Genomic DNA, 16,617 nt, shown 5'->3' on the forward strand with positions numbered 1-16,617 from the left:
ATTGAACTACTTCTTCGTCAGGACGACATCGGCATCCGGCTCACTGCCGCCGCCGTGCCCGCCGCCGTGTCCGGCGGCGCCGGGCGCGCGCACCTTGCCCGAGGCGATGAGCTCGTCCCATTCCTTCTGGACGTCCTTCTCCGCCTTGGTGGCGAGGAAGGAACTGGGGCCGAAGATCTTCGACGGCTCCTCCGGCGATTCGGTGGTCGCACTGCCGCCCCGGCGGAAGGCGTTCACGCACACCACCACGCCGACAATGGCCACCACCAGCACCAGCACCGCGAAGATGATCGACAGCGTGCCCTGGATGAAGGTGTTGCGGACGATCTTCTCCAGATCGCCGATGGCCTTGTCCAGCGCGGCCGGATCCTTCACACCGTTGGGCAGCTGCCCGGCGTCGCGGGCGGCCTCGTAGGCGGCCAGCTTGTCCTTGTTCTTGAAGTGCGAGGTCCAGTAGCCGATCTTCACGTCGCCGGAGAAGATCTTCTGCCAGGACGCCGTCATGGTCACCGTGAGATCCCAGAACAGCGGCAGCGCCGGAATCCAGGCCCACTTGTACAGGCCCTTCTTCACCACGATCACCAGCACCACGGTCAGCGCGACCGCGGCCAGCAGCTGGTTGGAGATGCCGAACAGCGGATACAGCGTGTAGATGCCGCCCAGCGGATCGGTGACGCCCATCAGCAGCACCGAACCCCAGGCCGCCACCACGATGCCCGAGCACAGCCAGGCGCCGGGCCGCCACGAGGCGTCCTTGAACTTGGCGAACGGGCCGCCCAGGTTGCCCAGCGAATCCGACACCATGAAGCGCGCGACACGGGTGCCCGCGTCGATGGTGGTGAGGATGAACAGCGCCTCGAACATGATCGCGAAGTGGTACCAGAACGCCTTCATGCTGGCGCCGCCGAGGAATTCGCTCAGCACCTGCGACATGCCGACCGCGAGCGTGGGCGCGCCGCCGGTGAGGGAGACGATCTTCTTCTCGCCGATCTCGGCGGCCTTCTCGTTCAGCTCGGCCGCGGTGATCGGATCACCGTGCAGGCCCAGGCTGTTCACATAGGTGACCGCGCCGTCCACGGTATTGCCGGTGAGCGCGCCGCTGGCGTTCATGGAGAAGTACAGGTGCTGGTCGATGATGCTCGCGGTGACCATGGCCATGACCGCCACGAACGACTCCATGAGCATGCCGCCGTAGCCGATCATGCGCGCCTGCGACTGCTTCTCCAGCAGCTTCGGCGTGGTGCCCGAGGACACCAGCGAGTGGAAGCCCGACAGCGCGCCGCACGCGATGGTGATGAACAGGAACGGGAACAGGCTGCCCGCGAACGCCGGGCCATTGCTGTTGGACGCGAACTGCGACACCGCGGGGGCCTGCAGCACCGGCATGGTGATGAGAATGCCCACCGCCAGCAGCACGATGGTGCCGATCTTCATGAAGGTCGACAGGTAGTCGCGCGGGGCGAGCAGCAGCCACACCGGCAGCACCGAAGCGATGAAGCCGTAGGCGATGAGCAACCACGCGATGGTGGTGCCCGACAGCGTGAACCAGTCCTGGCCCCAACCGGATTCGGCGACCCAGTTACCGGAGACGATGGCCAGCAGCAGCAGCGCGAAACCGATGATCGACACCTCGCCGACCTTGCCCGGCCGGATATAGCGCAGGTAGACGCCCATGAACAGGGCGATCGGAATCGTCATGGCAATGGAGAACACGCCCCACGGGCTGCCGCCTTCGAGCAGGCCGGTGGTGGGGTTCTTGGTGGCCGCCAGGGCGTTCACGACGACGATGCCGAGCACGGCCAGCAGGATCATCATGATGACGAGGACCGCGACGATGGCGGCGATACCGCCGACCACGCCCAGTTCGTCCCGCGCCATCTGGCCGAGCGAGCGGCCGCGGCGCTTGGACGAGGCCCACAGCACCAGGTAGTCCTGCACCGCGCCGGCGAACACCACGCCGAGGATGATCCAGATGGTGCCCGGCAGATAGCCCATCTGCGCGGCCAGCACGGGGCCGACCAGCGGGCCCGCGCCGGCAATGGCGGCGAAGTGGTGGCCGAACAGGACCCGCCGGTCCATCGGCATGTAGTCCTTGCCGTTCTCCATGGCCTCGGCCGGAGTGGCGACGTCGTCGCGCGGCTTGGTGATCTTCCATTGAATGAGCCGCGCGTAGAACTGATACGCCAGCACATAGGTGGCGACGGCCGCGACCACGATCCACACCGCGTTGACTTCCTCGCCGCGGACGAAGGCGAGGATGGACCACGCGATCGCGCCGACAATGGCGATGACGAGGAAGATGCCCTTCTTCGCGGGCGTCATGGGCGTCCGGTCCACGACGCCCACCGGAGGTAGGTTCGGGTCCGTCCGGAGATACTCGATGGTCGCCATGCGACAACTCTCCCTGCGGTACAGCGGTTCTGACTGGATTGAACGTAGCGGAACCGAATCGGGCTCGAGCCGGCTTTGGCGCAGTCGAATCCAAGGTTCCGTACCGCTGGGTATGGGTGACCCGGCGTTCTCACGACCGGGCAGCGGGGGTGGTGCGTTCCGGCCATGTGCTGGCGAGTCCGCGTGTTTTCCGCTTGTCGCTGGTAGCCATGCGTATGCTGCCATGCTGGTTCGAGACCTGCGTCACAGGGGTCCCGCATATCGAGTCGTGCAGTCCACATGCTGAAACTCAGAGGAGACCGCTATGAACCGCCCGCCGCGTGGCCGCTAGGGCGAACTTCGACCGGCGCACGGCGCTGCGCGCGGCCGCGGTGCTGCCGCTCGCCGCCGCCGCGGGCTGCACCGGAGCCGATGACGACGCGGTCACCTTCTTCTTCCAGGCGCGGCCGGAGGAGGCCAAGGCGCGGCAGCTGATCATCGACGAATTCCACCGGCGGCGACCGGATATCAGGATCCGCACAATTCTCTCCGGGCCGGATCCCCTGCAGCAAATGCTCACCTACTGCGCGGGCGGGAAATGCCCGGACGTGCTGATGGCGTGGGAATTGCTGTACGCCGGGCTCGCCGAGCGCGGGGTGTACGCGGACCTGAACGAATTCCTGGATCGGGACCCGGGGTATGCGGCCGAGCTGCGCGCCGACGGGTACCCGACGCTGCGGGACACATTTGTATGGCGAGGTGGACAGTACGTGCTGCCGGAACAGTGGTCGGGGGTGTTCCTCTACTACAACCGGGCACTGTTCGAGGAAGCCGGAATCCGGCCGCCGGCCCGCTGGTCGGAAGCCTGGACCTTCGCCGAATTCCTCACCGCCGCGCAGGCGCTCACCCGCCGCGACGGCGCGGGGCGGACCCGGCAATACGGTTTCGTGGATGCCTGGGTGCCGTACTTCTCGGCCGCCTGCTTCGGCATGAACAATGGCGCGGAATGGTTCAGCCCGCCGGTGCGGCCCGCCCGCACCAATATCGGCGACCCGCGCTTCGCGGACGGGCTCCAGTTCTACGCCGACCTCGCCGTCCGCCATCGCGTCGCGCCCAGTGTCGGTGACCGGCAATCGGTTTCGGCACAGGACCTGTTCCGCAGCGGCCGCGCCGCCATGCTCATGGGCGGGCACTGGCTGTACTCGGAATTCACCGGCCACGACGACCTGGACTTCGACGTCACCGTCCTGCCGGTCGGGCCGCACGGCGGACCCGGCGCCATCACCGACGTGGGCAGCACCGGCCTGGCCATTGCCGCCGCCAGCCCGCGCCGCGAACAGGCCTGGGAATTCGTGAAATTCGCGACCGGACCGGAAGGGCAGGCGATCATCGCCGAATCGGGCCTGTTCGTCCCGGTCCTCGAATCCGCCATGCACTCACCGGGATTCGCGAAAGCGCACCGGGGCATCCGCAACCTCGACGTCTTCACCGAAGGTCCCGCGCACTCGCGCCGGATGGCCGTCACCCCGCTGTGGGGCAAGGTCGAATCGCTGCTGGAGCGCGGCTGCAATCGCGTGCTGCGCGGTGCGGCGACGGCCGATTCGCTGGCGGGCCGGACATCGTCGGATATCGACGAACTCTTGCGGGGCGCGGTATGACGGGAGATCGCTGCGGGCCGGAGGCCACTGAGGTCGAGGGGAGCGGCCCTCGTCATTCCGGCGTGCTCTTGGCCGGAATCCAGCAAGCCGGTGTGGATCCCGGCCAAAAGCATGCCGGGATGACGGGTGGGGCTGCTGCGAACGGGGCCGCGGGTGGGGCTGCTGCGAACGGGGCTGCGGGTGGGGCTGCTGCGGAGGAGGCCGGGGGCGGGGCTGCTGCGGAGGAGGCCGGGGGCGGGGCTGCTGCGAAGGGGGCGAGGGGCGGGGGTGCTGCAACGGGGTTGACGGGCTGGGCGGCGAAGAGATTGACGTGCGGGGGTGCTGCAACGGGGTTGACGGGCGGGGGTGCTGCGAAAGGATGTACCCTCCGGCGTCGCAGGGCGCGGGCCGGGGTGGGGTTCGTGGCCCCGAATCTGCTTGCCGTGGTGGTGTTCCTGCTTTTTCCGCTGGGGTTTTCGCTGTATCTCAGCTTTCACTCGTGGGATCTGTTCAGTGCGCCGCGGTTTGTTGGAATCGAGAACTATCGGCGGTTGGTGGCCGATGATCCGCTGTTCTATATCGCGTTGCGGAATACGGCGGTGTTCACCGTGCTCACGCTGGTGCCGACGGTGGTGATCAGTCTGGCCGTGGCGGGCCTGTTGAATCGGAAGCTGGCCGGGATCGGGGTGTTTCGCACGATCGTGTTCCTGCCGTTGGTGGCGTCGACGGTGGCGATGGCGGTGGTGTTCCGGTTCATTTTCGCCAGTGACGACGGGCTGGCGAATCTGGTGCTCGGGTGGGTGGGGCTCGGGCCGGTGCCGTGGTTGACCGATCCGGATTGGGCGCTGGTGTCGCTGAGCATCGTGACGGTGTGGAAGAGCGTGCCCTTCGCCACGGTGATCCTGCTGGCGGCCATGCAGGGGGTGCCGGAGAACCTCTACGAGGCGGCCGAGATCGACGGGGCGGGGGCGTTGCGGCGGTTCTGGTCGATCACCGTGCCGATGATCCGGGGGGCGCTGTCGTTCGTCTTCGTCATCACGATCATCAACACGGTGCAGGCCTTCGATCAGGCGTTCGCGCTGACCGGCGCCAACGGCGGGCCGGAGACGGGGACGTACGTGCTGGGGATCATGCTGTTCCAGAACGCTTTCCGCTTCTACGAGGTCGGATACGCCTCCGCGCTCGCGTGGGTGATCTTCGCGATCCTGTTGCTGCTCACGCTGATTCAGCTGCGGTTTTCGCGCCGGGCCGAGGCGGAGCTGTGAATCGCCGTCTGCTGCGGGGGCTGCTGATCTACGCCGCGCTGATCATCGTCGCCTGGTGCGCGCTCGCGCCGCTGCTGTGGTCGCTGTCGGGATCGCTGAAATCCGAAGGCGCCCTGACCGATCCCGCACACATCCCGATTCCGCCGCGGTGGTCGAACTACGGCGAGGTCTTCGAGCTCATGCCCATCGGCCGCATGCTGCTCAACACCACCGTCTACGCCGCCTGCGTCACCGCCGGTCAGGTCTTCTTCTGCTCGCTGGCCGGATACGCCTTCGCCCGCCTGCGTTTTCCCGGCCGCGACGCCCTCTTCCTCGGATACCTGGCCACCCTCATGGTCCCGCTCACCGTCACCGTCATCCCGCAATTCCTGCTCATGCGCGCCCTCGGCTGGATGGACACCCCCTGGGCCATGATCGTGCCCGGCCTGTTCGGCAGCGCCTTCGGCACCTACCTCATGCGCCAGTTCTTCCGTACTCTGCCGGTCGAACTGGAGGAGGCCGCCACCCTCGACGGCTGCACCCCGTGGCAGATCTACTGGCGCGTCCTGCTCCCGCACACCCGCCCCGCCGTCATGGTGCTGGCCGTGCTCACCTGGATCACCGTCTGGAACGACTTCCTCTGGCCGCTGATCATGATCCAGCGCAACGAATACGCCACCGTCACCCTCGGATTGGTCCGGCTACAAGGCCAATACACCACCAACTGGCCCATTCTCATGGCGGCGGCCACCCTCATCCTGCTGCCCCTGCTGCTCATCTACGCCATCGCCCAGCGCGCGTTCGTCCGCGGTATCGCCATGTCCGGTCTGGGAGGCCGATAGTGGGTCCATGGGTACCGCAGGGCGAGCGGCGATTCTGCTGGACGTGGACGGAACGCTGAATCCGTACAGAGAAGGCGAGCGGCCGCGCCCGCCCGCATATCGGCGGCATCGATTGCGCGCCAAGTTCGGTCCGGGTCCCAAGACGAAGGCCTTGACGGTCTGGCTGCACCCCGACCACGGCCGTTGGCTGCGTGAACTGGCCGAGGACGGCGACGCCGACCTGGTGTGGGCAACCCTCTGGGAGGAGCAGGCCAACCGCCTGCTCTGCCCCATCTACGGCTGGCCCGAACTGGAAGTGATCACCTTCGGCCACACCGTTTTCCGTCACCAGGACGGCCACCACGGCAAACTCCCTACCATCGTCGAGTGGGCCGGCCGGCGCCCGTTCTGCTGGTTCGACGACGAATTCCAGCCCGCCGACGAGGCCTGGGCCCTCGACCGCACCGCCGCCGGCGCCCCCACCCGAATAATCCCCGTCGACCCCTCCACCGGCATCCAGCCCGAACACCTCGACTTGGCCCGAGATTTCCTCCAGCGCGTCCATCCGGACTGAATCCGGCCGTGTGCCGCCTGGGATCTCTCGCCGCCGGCGTCACCCGCTAGCCGCCGCACGATCGATCGCGACCCGCTGGAACCGGTTATGTTGTCCGGGGCGGGTCGCGATGTATCCGTGCCGGCCCAGGAAGCAATCGGTGTTGATGCGGGAGTAGGACAGTGCTGCGTAGCGGGGAGACCTTTGCCGACTATGTGATCGAACGAGAGTTGGGTCGCGGTGGGATGGGGTCGGTTTTCCTCGCGCGCCATCCGCGGCTGCCGCGGCTGACGGCGCTCAAGGTGCTGAACCGGGAGCTGTTCTCCGATCACGAGAGCCGCGCCCGGTTCGATCGGGAGGCCGAACTCATCGCGCGGCTGGATCATCCGAATATCGTGTCGATCTACGATCGCGGCGCGGTGGGCGAGCAGCTGTGGATCTCCATGCAGTACGTGGAAGGCCACGATGCCGCCGCCGTGCCGAGTACCGACATGTCGGCCGAGCGGGCGGTGCGGATCATCGGCGAGGTGGCCGAGGCGCTGGATTACGCGCACGCCAAGGGCGTCATGCACCGCGATATCAAGCCGGCCAACATCATGCTGGAGGCATCGGCCAATGGGCGGCCGGAACGGGTGCTGCTCACCGACTTCGGCATTGCCCGGCTGCGCGATGACGCCGGGCACCTGACGCGCACCGGAACCTTCACCGCCACACTGGCATACGCCTCGCCCGAACAGCTCTCCGGTGAGCAGCTCGATCCGCGCGCCGATCAGTATTCGCTGGCGTGCTCGCTGTTCCGGCTGCTCACCGGCGCCGGGCCGTTCGAATCCGAGCATCCGGGCGTGGTCATGCAGCGGCATCTCTACGACAGCCCGCCCTCGCTGAGCGCCGTGCGGCCCGATCTGCCGCCCGCCCTGGATCGGGTGCTGGCGCGGGCCATGGCCAAGCGGCCGCAGGACCGGTTCGGCACGTGTGCGGAGTTCGCGGCCGCGGCGCGGCGGGCGCTGTCCGATCCGAGCCGGCCGGAGACCGCGGCGACGGTACCGCTGAACGGGGGCAGCACACCGCTGGTGGCGCCGACCATGCAGATGACCGCCGTCGCGCACCCGGCGGCGGCGCCAACCGTCGTCGCGGCCACGCCGAAGCGGTCCAGGACCAAGCTGTTCGCCGGTCTCGGCGCCGCCGCGCTGGTCGTGGTGGTCGCCGTCGGCGCGGCGCTGTATCTGAACCGTCCGGAACCCACGCAGACGTCCGCGGGCACCCATGAATCGATCTGGGAGGCGTTCCCGCGCATGGTCCCGGTCGACACCGATCGCAAGGAGGGCTTCCGGGCGGCGTCCTGCAAGAGTTACGATCCGGCCGACCGGCCCTCCGATACCGCCGACGACGGCCTGGATTTCGGTCGCTGGACCGCGCAGTGGGAATGCGAGAGCGGCGGCGATTACAAGGACCCGACGTTCCGCTTCTACGCCTACAAGTCCGCCTCCGATGTATCGGCCGTTGTGGCGCTGCTGGATTCGAGCAAGAAGTTCGAGGCGAGCAATAACGGCCGGACCTACACCAACTATCGGGTCAAGTCGTACTGGGGCGAGGCGATCGTGACGGTCTTCCTGGACACCGACGATCGGGCGCCCTACCTCATGTATTCGCGTCCCAAGTCCTCCAGCACGCCGCAGGACATCATGGAGTGGTGGCGCAACACCAGGCTGGAGTGACAGCGTTGACCGAGCCGCGGGGTGGGCGGCGCCGCGGCCCGCGTAGAATCTCCTCTTCGTGAGTCTCACCCTCGGAATCGTCGGCCTGCCCAATGTCGGAAAGTCGACGCTGTTCAATGCGCTGACCCGCAATGACGTGCTGGCGGCGAATTACCCGTTCGCCACCATCGAGCCGAATGTCGGCGTGGTGCCGCTGCCCGATCCGAGGCTGGACAAGCTCGCCGAGATCTTCGGCTCCGAGCGCACCGTGCCCGCCGTGGTCTCCTTCGTGGATATCGCCGGCATCGTGAAAGGCGCCTCCGAGGGCGCGGGCCTGGGCAACAAGTTCCTCGCCAATATCCGTGAGGCCGACGCCATCTGCCAGGTCGTGCGCGTCTTCGCCGACGACGACGTGATCCACGTCGACGGCAAGGTGGATCCGGCCTCCGATATCGAGGTCATCGAGACCGAGCTCATCCTCGCCGACCTGCAGACCCTGGAGAAGGCGGTCGTGCGGCTGGAGAAGGAAGCCAAGGTCAAGAAGGACCGCAAGCCGGTCGCCGACGCCGCCAAGCAGGCCCAGGAGATCCTCAACTCCGGCAAGACCCTGTTCGCCGTCCGCGACAAGGTCGACACCGACCTGCTGAAGGAACTCTCCCTCCTCACCATCAAGCCCTTCCTCTACGTCTTCAACGCCGACGAATCCGTCCTCACCGACGAGGCCAAGAAGGCCGAACTGAAGGCCGCCGTCGCCCCCGCCGACGCGGTCTTCCTCGACGCCAAGGTCGAAGCCGAACTCCTCGAACTCGACGCCGAATCCGCGCTGGAACTCCTCGAATCCATCGGCCAAACCGAACCCGGCCTGCACGCCCTGGCCCGCGCCGGCTTCCACACCCTCGGCCTGCAGACCTACCTCACCGCAGGCCCCAAGGAAGCCCGAGCCTGGACCATCCACCAGGGCGACACCGCCCCCAAGGCCGCCGGCGTCATCCACACCGACTTCGAACGCGGCTTCATCAAGGCCGAAATCGTAGCCTTCAACGACCTCGTCGAAGCCGGCTCCATGGCCGCCGCCAAGTCCGCCGGCAAGGTCCGCATGGAAGGCAAGGACTACATCATGACCGACGGCGACGTCGTCGAATTCCGCTTCAACGTCTGATTCTTCGAACTCTATTGAGCCCCATCCGGATTCCGTATGGGGCTCAGTCGTTTCCCCGGCAGCTGCCCCTGCTGCTGGGCATTCGCGCAGCCTGGAACGCCTGGTGACACCGCGACGACCCCGATGATGCGGACGAGGATCAGGCCGATTCCGGCACCGGGCCGGGCATCCTCATCGAGGGCGGAGCCTTCGGACTCTGACCCGACCGGAAATGAGAGATACCCGTGCCCACCGACGCAGAAGCGAGGGAGCTCAACCGATGACGTTCGCGACGGCTCCGGACGGTACCCGCATCGCCTACCAGCTACACGCGCCTTCGAAGAATTGTCGAGCGACTACGAGCACTGGCAGTGGAAGTGTAGTGATGATTGGCAGAGTCGGGACAGCTGGCAGGTACGTCCCGATCGCAGCCGGAAGGACGGGTTACCGGAGTGGGGTCATCCCGAATCTCCCGCGACGACATGGGAAGGCATCGACCGCAGGCTCGGTGACCTGTTTTCCTCGCTCGGTGCGGACATGCCCATATTGCGTGAGTACGTCACCGATATCGTGTGGACGATCCACAGCAGGGTTGGAATCCCAGAGTCTCTGACCCGATCCCAGCCCGGCGACCCGCAGGGTCGCGGCCCGACCGGCCCGAACAAACTTGTAGCGGCATGGCGGCGCGTATCGAGCGTTGGCCGACCGACCTGGGCGCGACGGTCAATGTCAGGGTTCAACCATACAATGCCGAGCATCATCTCGCGTTGTCCTGGAGGTGCTGTTGTCGGAGTGCACAGCCGCACAGGCGTTTTCCTCGCCCCCGCCGATGTCGGCGGAACCGGCGTTGATGTCGATGGCTGTTCTACTTGCGCCGGACGAGGATTGGGCTCTGTCGTTGCTCGGTCTGGTGTCGGATTCTCTGCTTGATCCCGGACGAGTGCGGCGGGACTACCACGACTGGCTCGACGACCCATCGTGGTCGAAGGCCGAGCTGGCGCGGCAGGCTCTCCTCACCGGATTGACCGGCAGCTTGTGGGGTTTGGATCCTGTTCTGGTCGGTTTCGACTGGCGCGCCAGCGCCGAGGAGATGCACAACAGCCTGCGGCGTATTCCTTTGTCTCCGTTAGCAGCGTGGGACCCGGAGTCCACCGTGAGATACACGCGGTCCGATCCAGATGCCGCTGCCCCATATCTGCGGGAAGCCGCCCGCCGGAGCCGCGAGGCAGGAATGGCATTGTTCCGCATACACATCGGAGACTCCTTCGAGCTGGGCTTCGTTCGCGCCGATCGCGGTGAGCTGTTACTGACAGACGCTGCGAGGGCGGGATACACGGCGGCCACGGACCACGTGTTCGAACTGGTTGATGGATAGCCCCAGGGATCGTCCTCCGCATCCTGGAACCGGCAGTAGCGGACATCCAGGACGCGCAGATCGTCACGGCCCGTCGGTATTCCGCCGCGCCGCGCTGGCGGGTCTGGTCGGCGGGGTATGCGGCAGTTGTGGACGTCCCAGCCTCGGATCGGGGCAGCTGGATGGTCTGATCCAGATCATGGAGAAGCTCGACGCCTGGCTGGATCAGATTCACGAGGACGAGTTTGCCTATAGTGCAATCTATTCCGCGTATCTTGACGCATCCGGCGGATCTCCGTCGGAGAGTGTCGAGTCGTCGTGTCGGCGACGGACCGACGGCGGCTTCGGGATTCGTGCGGGCGGGGAGTCGATCACGCTGGCTGATGACGCTGAGCGGGAGGCATTGGCTGCGCATATGGCGAACCGCTACCGCGGAGCATGCGTGAGTGGGAAGAACAGCAACACCGCTGCGGGCGTGTCGACCGCGCTGCTCACCCGAACCCGCCCCCGCGATCACGGCATAGACTGCGCCGTCCCCTCACCTTGACGGCGGTGACCTCCCGGATTTCGAAGACGAAAGTATCTGGTTCGCAAGGCCATCCACCGTCCTCAGGCTGACCCTCGCCGCCGACTTCCGCTACCCGGCCACCTACCCCGACCCAGTGGAGGACCGCTGTGGGTGAGCACAGGGGATCGGCGGGACCGGGTTCCGGACAATTCTGGCAAGGAATGGCCTGTGCCCGTGCCATCTGAACACACGGCTCACTGTGGTCGGCGTGTCAGGCCCAGTTCGGCATCGAGGTAAGTCAGGGTCGGGTCGTCCGTGAGAGCCTCCGCAGTGAAGGTCAGTTCCCTCGGATCGGCCAAGCCGAAGACATCATGCAAGGTGTCGACCGTGCGCGGGACAAGTCCACGCAACGTGGAGTCCCGCAGAGTGCGTACCGGTGAGGCCCTCCAGATCGGGTATTCGATGCCGTCGCCCTCCAGCGGGTCCCATTCCCATCCGAGTCGGCCCATTTGCTCCCGCAACTGCGTGCGATCGCGGGGTGTGGTGGGTCCCACGAGACACACGCTGTGGATGCTGAACTGGTTGGTGAACTCGACGATGGTGTAGTCGGGATCTTTGCTGGGTGCGAACAGGCGCAGGATTGCGCCGTAGGGCAAGGTATTGATCGCCCATTCCAGTCGTTCAGCGAAATCCTCCCAGCTCGTGCAGGTTTCGGCCACATCGCGGTGGGCTGGGCGATCTGGAGCCAACGCGGTCAGTTTCCGGGTGATCCCGTACAGGGCGTCCTCGGGGCCCTCGTTATTGGCCACCGTGTAGCGAAGTCGCTGCGGCGAGGCGCTCCAGCCATCCCGGAAGATCTCCACGAGTGCGGCAGCCACTTCCTTGCGAAATCTGTCGATGTCGGTCCAAGCTGTCGAGACTTCGCGCACCGTTGCGTCGGCAGGGTTCTCGAACACCGAGAAGGGGCCCCACATCGGTCTGTCCTCGGCGCGTATCACCTCCCCGGTGGTCAGAATCAGCCTCCCGACATTGGTCGTCCGATGCGTCCGGAGGATCTCCACCAAACGTCGCCTCTCCTGAGGTTCCTCGGGGAGTGGAACCTTGACTTCGATCCCGCCATTGTCGCGGAACAGGACTCGATACCCGGTCTCGACATCTCGGATCTGGATCAGTGCACCCTCGTGCTCACCAGGAGGGTATGGATACAGATACTGCGGCAGGTCCTCGAACAGTTGCTCCCAGTGGTGGTCGACCACGTTTCTCCTCAACTCGTCGATCACCCACAACGTAACGACGCACACTGACACAACCGTTCTCCGGCCATCGGCATTTCAGTGCGGTCAGTCGAACTGGGATACCCACTGCTGGTTGATCTTCTGCCGTCCCAGGCTGGGCCAGCCCGGTCGCGCGGCATGCATTTACGGACGTACGAAGCTTAGTGGTGGTCGCCGGTAAGGCTGGATATGGTTCTCGGGATTTGCAGATGAGGGAGAGCGGATGACCGAGGATCGTTGGGCCGAGCTTTGCTCTGCCCTTCCGAAGCTGGTGTTCGTTGAGTTCGATGATGACGCCAACCCCATACAACGGTGGTCGTTCGTTCGGCTACGTGACGCGGATACAGGCCGCGATGTCGTCTTCTACGAGAACGGCAAGAGCGTCGAGATCGCGGTGACCGTCCCCCAGGACCCGAGCGCGGCCGAACGAGCCCTCAATGTGCTGTCGTCCCAGCCGGTTTGGCACCGGAACCAATATCGCCAGGATCTGTGGACGACGGGGTGGAATGCGATGCGCGCCGGGGACAGCTACCTCAGGGAGGTCTCGGCTGCTGTCACCTCGGTTATGCGTGATGGTCTCGGGATGAACTTGCAGCGACTTCGATGCACTGCGGGCGATGAAACCGGATGCGACAGCGAGCCATGGGCGCTGCGTGATCTGCTGACGCCTGAGCGGCCTACCAAGCGCAACGCACCTGAATTCTGCACCGAGTGGACCGATTTCGTAGAGCGACTCGATTGGGTGCTTGCGACTTTGCCGAGCTATGACATCGTGACCCTTGTCGCACCGTCAGTGCAGGATTTCAGCGCGGTCCAGCTCATGCAGGAAGCAGGCAAGCTGGAGGTGATCACGATCGTCGACAACGCCGTCACCGGACCGGAGTTGGTGGATCTGGATTTGCAGTTGCGAGCTATCGGGTGGCAGGAGCAGGACGACATGGGGACCGGCTTTCCGACCTGGCGGTACGGCCCATTCGCCTCAGCCGCGGGATTCGCCGATCGTCGCCTCGCCAGTATCCCGACCCTCATAGCAGCGACATTCCGAGCCGTGTTCGGTGTCGCCTGCCCACAGGAGCTTGCAGTGTACGGTCACCGGGACAGCGTTGTCTCCGGTCGCCAGGCGTACATCAGCCGGGAACTCGGAATCCCGATCAAGATAGGCCAAGGGTAAGCGGTGTAGCCGCAGATTCGTGTTCGGCGCCTACCGTCCTGCGAGCTTTGCGACGAGTGGGGCGAATTGGTCGGCGTGGGCGGCGCCGAAGACGAAGTAGGAGAAGCCGATTTCCTCGCGGCGGCGTTGGATTTCCTCGGCGGCGGCTGCGGGGTCGTCGGGGAGGACGGTCAGGGCGTCGGCGGCGCGGAGGGCTGCCGGGTTGGTGCTCGGGTGCGCCATGTGTGGTGCGACGGTGTCGCCGATAACGGGGACGGCGAGGGCGAGTTCGACATTTCCCTTGATGCGGAAGTCGTGTGTCAGCTGCTCGACTTCGCCTCGGGGCTGATCTCCCAGGGCGAAGGTGACCGTGTCGGCGAGTTCGGCGGCCAAGGCTCGCGCCTTCGGGCCGAAGACGGCCATCGCCACGGGCGTGTGACGGTCGGGGCCGTCGAGTTCGCGCAGCCTCTCGACGGTTTCACGTACCTGCGCCAGCCGCTCGTTCGGCGGTGGTACGCCGGGCACTCCCTTGTCGTGCAACTCGTCTTCGATCCCCGGCCTGCCGACGCCGATGCCCATTTCGAAGCGGCCCTCGGTCACGAGCGACAAGGAGTGGGCTTCCCATGCTGTCAGCCAGGCCGGACGTAGGGGCGAGGCGTATACCCAGGTGCCCACCCGTAGGTCGGTCAGGGCCGCGACGGTGGCCAGCATGGGGCCGGGCGCCGGTTGCGTCTGCGGGAAGTCGGGCATCAACAGTGTCGAATATCCGCTGTCGGCAATGCGGCGCGCACGATCCCGCCATGTCGGCAGGTCGGATCGGAGGGGAGCGACAACCCCGAATCGAAACGGCCTCGTCATACCTGGACTCCTGTCTTTCGGTCTATCCAGAGGTGTCGACGGCCGACTGCCCCGAAATTCATCGGTGCGGCTATCTCATGTGGCTCAGGAGGCCCAGATCCGGAGTGACCGCGCCGTCTTGGGCGAGGGACAGGAAGTCTGCTTCGACCGCGGCGAGGGGGAGTTTTCCGGCGCGGACCGCGCGGTAGCGGACGAAGGACCAGAGGAAGACGTCGAGGTTGTCGAAGCGGGTGCCGCCCTCGAGCACCTCTTCCTCGTGGAACCAGACGGCCACTTGGCCGTTGGTGAGGACCGCGTACAGGTTGCCGCCGCCGTCGGCGCCGATGGTGTAGACATCGTCGTCGGTGAGTTCGGTCGTGTAGTCCGAATCCAGGATGCTGCAATCATTTTCGGCGAAGTCGAAGCCGTAGGACCAATCGAACATGTCCAGGAATTGCGGGAACCGGCCCGAGCGCACACGGCGGTCGAGGGCGCTCAGGGCAGCGGCGTCCGACGGGGTCAGCCGGTCGAGAAACGGTGCTACCGGGCGGGTTTCGGCCGGTAGGTCGACCGGCTCGGCGTCGGGGAACCAGCGGGTGAGATCGGCGTCGAGATCACGATCGATGTAGCCGGCCAAGTCGGCGGTGGTGAGAGGCACGGCCGAATTCTAAGAGTTCGGGATCGCGGTGTCAGCGCGGTGAATTCGGCCGTCGCCGGGGGACCGTCACGCGCTGGTGCGGCCGGGCAGGGCGCCGATGGCCGCCAGGATGCCCTTGCGGTCGTAGCTGCTGGTGGGCAGGGTGGCGCCGTGGGCGTGGCGGATGACTCCGTTCGGGTCGACGAGCACCGTGCCGGACTGCTGCATCGAGCCGAAGACCTTGCGGGTCAGGCCGATCGAGTCGTGCGGGGTTCCGGAGGTGCCGACCAGGACGGGGAAGGGGATGTCGTGGCGGGACTTCCAGGCCGATCCGGTGGCGCGGTCCTCGGGGATCGCGACGAATACTCGGATGTTCTTGTCCTCGAATTCGTTTCGGTGCGCGGCGAGGTCGCGGACGTGGCGGTTGCACATGGGACAGGACGTCGACCGCATGAAATACAGCAGGACGCTGTCCGTGCCGCGATGGTCGGACAGGCGCCACGGGCGGCCGCTGGTGTCTTCGAGTTCCATTTTCGGCGCGCGGGATCCGGATGTGAGCATGACGAAGCTTCCCTTCGGTGGGGGAGTGGGAGTGGATCAGTTGGTCGGGACGAGGCTGTGACGAACCGCGGTGCGGGCACGGTGCAGCTGGGATTTCATTGCCGCGGTGCTCAATCCGAGTGCGTCGGCGGTGGCGCGGCCGGAATAGCCGAGCACATCACGCATGATCAGCACCCGGCGCTGGATGACGGGCAACTCGGCGATGGCCCGGGTGAGCTGGTCCGTATCCAGCCGCCGCAGCACCTCGTCCTCGGCGGAGACGGCGATATCGAAGTCGGCCGGTTCCAGCCGGGGCGCGCTGTCGAGCATGGCCCGCGCGCGCCGCAGGCATTCATTGCGAACGATGCGGAACATCCACGAAGCGATGGCGGAGGTGGCGCGCAGAGTTCCGATCTTCCGATACAGGATGATCAGCGCTTCCTGCGCGGCATCCTCGGCATCGTCGGCGGACGCGCACAGATGGTGCGCGAATCGCCGCACATGCGGGTGCGCGTTGTGCACCACCGCGGCGATCGCCTCCCGGTCACCCCGCTGAGCCGCTTCGACGAGCCGCTCACCGGCCCACCCGCGTTCCATTCCGCCCACCTCCTCGGCGGTCGGATGCCGTGGTCGATTGTCTCGATTGGACTGTCACCACCATAAGAGGCCGCGCGCCCGAGAAAGGATTCGAACTTCGTGAATTGTCCGGGTTCGGCGACGCGGGGGGCGGGTGCGGCGACACGCTGTGGTAGCGCGGGAAATTTGCGCGCAGCCTGCATTGCTGTGCGCTGGTGTTCCGCTATCGTTCATCCCACTATCGGATGCTCCTACTGGCGCGCCAGGGCTGGTTCGTCGATTCC

General features: G+C 66.1%; 15 protein-coding genes. 9 read left to right on the forward strand and 6 right to left on the reverse strand.

The window, feature by feature from the left end; translation table 11 throughout:
* Positions 1-6: 6 nt before the first annotated feature.
* Positions 7-2,391 (reverse strand): carbon starvation CstA family protein, encoded by a 2,385-nt coding sequence (locus tag ACFVIV_RS18195; protein WP_379197640.1) that lies wholly within the window; start codon positions 2,389-2,391, stop codon positions 7-9.
* A 320-nt stretch (positions 2,392-2,711) separates the two neighbouring features.
* On the opposite strand from ACFVIV_RS18195, the gene ACFVIV_RS18200 reads away from it, so the two are divergent.
* The 8 genes from ACFVIV_RS18200 (at position 2,712) to ACFVIV_RS18235 (ending at position 11,358) form a co-directional block, all read left to right on the forward strand.
* The gene (locus ACFVIV_RS18200; RefSeq protein WP_379197642.1) at positions 2,712-4,028 is read left to right on the forward strand and encodes an ABC transporter substrate-binding protein; all 1,317 of its coding nucleotides are present in this window, start codon (positions 2,712-2,714) and stop codon (positions 4,026-4,028) included.
* Between the two features lie 332 nt (positions 4,029-4,360).
* Positions 4,361-5,272, forward strand: coding sequence for a carbohydrate ABC transporter permease (locus ACFVIV_RS18205; RefSeq protein ID WP_379197868.1), 912 nt, complete (start codon positions 4,361-4,363; stop codon positions 5,270-5,272).
* Positions 5,269-6,093: a carbohydrate ABC transporter permease gene (locus ACFVIV_RS18210; RefSeq protein ID WP_379197644.1), complete on the forward strand. Its 825-nt coding sequence runs from the start codon at positions 5,269-5,271 to the stop codon at positions 6,091-6,093. Before ACFVIV_RS18205 ends, ACFVIV_RS18210 begins: the two co-directional genes overlap by 4 nt.
* Positions 6,094-6,100: 7 nt before the next feature.
* Positions 6,101-6,646, forward strand: a complete 546-nt coding sequence (locus tag ACFVIV_RS18215; protein ID WP_379197646.1) for an HAD domain-containing protein — start codon at positions 6,101-6,103, stop codon at positions 6,644-6,646.
* 161 nt (positions 6,647-6,807) lie between these two features.
* Positions 6,808-8,340 carry a serine/threonine-protein kinase gene (locus ACFVIV_RS18220; RefSeq protein ID WP_379197648.1) on the forward strand — a complete coding sequence of 511 codons (1,533 nt, stop codon included), beginning with the start codon at positions 6,808-6,810 and terminating at the stop codon, positions 8,338-8,340.
* A 58-nt stretch (positions 8,341-8,398) separates the two neighbouring features.
* Positions 8,399-9,478 carry a redox-regulated ATPase YchF gene (gene ychF / locus ACFVIV_RS18225; protein WP_379197650.1) on the forward strand — a complete coding sequence of 360 codons (1,080 nt, stop codon included), beginning with the start codon at positions 8,399-8,401 and terminating at the stop codon, positions 9,476-9,478.
* A 757-nt stretch (positions 9,479-10,235) separates the two neighbouring features.
* Complete coding sequence (locus tag ACFVIV_RS18230; RefSeq protein ID WP_379197652.1) at positions 10,236-10,832, forward strand: hypothetical protein; 597 nt, start codon at positions 10,236-10,238, stop codon at positions 10,830-10,832.
* A gap of 178 nt (positions 10,833-11,010) precedes the next feature.
* Positions 11,011-11,358 carry a hypothetical protein gene (locus ACFVIV_RS18235; protein ID WP_379197654.1) on the forward strand — a complete coding sequence of 116 codons (348 nt, stop codon included), beginning with the start codon at positions 11,011-11,013 and terminating at the stop codon, positions 11,356-11,358.
* A gap of 215 nt (positions 11,359-11,573) precedes the next feature.
* Here the strand turns inward: ACFVIV_RS18235 and ACFVIV_RS18240 are convergent, their stop codons facing one another.
* Positions 11,574-12,599: a hypothetical protein gene (locus tag ACFVIV_RS18240; protein WP_379197656.1), complete on the reverse strand. Its 1,026-nt coding sequence runs from the start codon at positions 12,597-12,599 to the stop codon at positions 11,574-11,576.
* A gap of 217 nt (positions 12,600-12,816) precedes the next feature.
* On the opposite strand from ACFVIV_RS18240, the gene ACFVIV_RS18245 reads away from it, so the two are divergent.
* The gene (locus tag ACFVIV_RS18245; RefSeq protein ID WP_379197658.1) at positions 12,817-13,764 is read left to right on the forward strand and encodes a hypothetical protein; all 948 of its coding nucleotides are present in this window, start codon (positions 12,817-12,819) and stop codon (positions 13,762-13,764) included.
* A gap of 30 nt (positions 13,765-13,794) precedes the next feature.
* On the opposite strand, the gene ACFVIV_RS18250 is transcribed toward ACFVIV_RS18245, so the two are convergent.
* The 4 genes from ACFVIV_RS18250 to ACFVIV_RS18265 form a co-directional block, all read right to left on the reverse strand.
* Entirely contained in the window at positions 13,795-14,601 is an 807-nt protein-coding gene (locus ACFVIV_RS18250) for an LLM class flavin-dependent oxidoreductase (RefSeq protein ID WP_379197660.1), read from the reverse strand.
* A gap of 70 nt (positions 14,602-14,671) precedes the next feature.
* Complete coding sequence (locus tag ACFVIV_RS18255; protein ID WP_379197662.1) at positions 14,672-15,238, reverse strand: hypothetical protein; 567 nt, start codon at positions 15,236-15,238, stop codon at positions 14,672-14,674.
* A 66-nt stretch (positions 15,239-15,304) separates the two neighbouring features.
* Complete coding sequence (locus ACFVIV_RS18260) at positions 15,305-15,778, reverse strand: peroxiredoxin family protein (protein ID WP_379197664.1); 474 nt, start codon at positions 15,776-15,778, stop codon at positions 15,305-15,307.
* A 36-nt stretch (positions 15,779-15,814) separates the two neighbouring features.
* The gene (locus ACFVIV_RS18265; protein ID WP_379197666.1) at positions 15,815-16,354 is read right to left on the reverse strand and encodes an RNA polymerase sigma factor; all 540 of its coding nucleotides are present in this window, start codon (positions 16,352-16,354) and stop codon (positions 15,815-15,817) included.
* Positions 16,355-16,617 lie beyond the last annotated feature (263 nt).

Origin of the sequence: Nocardia sp. NPDC127526, from assembly GCF_042672265.1 — a bacterium.
Lineage (GTDB): Bacteria > Actinomycetota > Actinomycetes > Mycobacteriales > Mycobacteriaceae > Nocardia.

Bases quoted from the DNA above. Each gene is read 5' to 3' on its own strand.
- ACFVIV_RS18265 (WP_379197666.1), bottom strand. From the start codon at position 16,354: ATGGAACGCGGGTGGGCCGGTGAGCGGCTCGTCGAAGCGGCTCAGCGG.
- ACFVIV_RS18250 (WP_379197660.1), bottom strand. From the start codon at position 14,601: ATGACGAGGCCGTTTCGATTCGGGGTTGTCGCTCCCCTCCGATCCGAC.
- ACFVIV_RS18245 (WP_379197658.1), top strand. From the start codon at position 12,817: ATGACCGAGGATCGTTGGGCCGAGCTTTGCTCTGCCCTTCCGAAGCTG.
- ACFVIV_RS18195 (WP_379197640.1), bottom strand. From the start codon at position 2,391: ATGGCGACCATCGAGTATCTCCGGACGGACCCGAACCTACCTCCGGTG.
- ACFVIV_RS18215 (WP_379197646.1), top strand. From the start codon at position 6,101: ATGGGTACCGCAGGGCGAGCGGCGATTCTGCTGGACGTGGACGGAACG.
- ACFVIV_RS18235 (WP_379197654.1), top strand. From the start codon at position 11,011: ATGGAGAAGCTCGACGCCTGGCTGGATCAGATTCACGAGGACGAGTTT.
- ACFVIV_RS18260 (WP_379197664.1), bottom strand. From the start codon at position 15,778: ATGCTCACATCCGGATCCCGCGCGCCGAAAATGGAACTCGAAGACACC.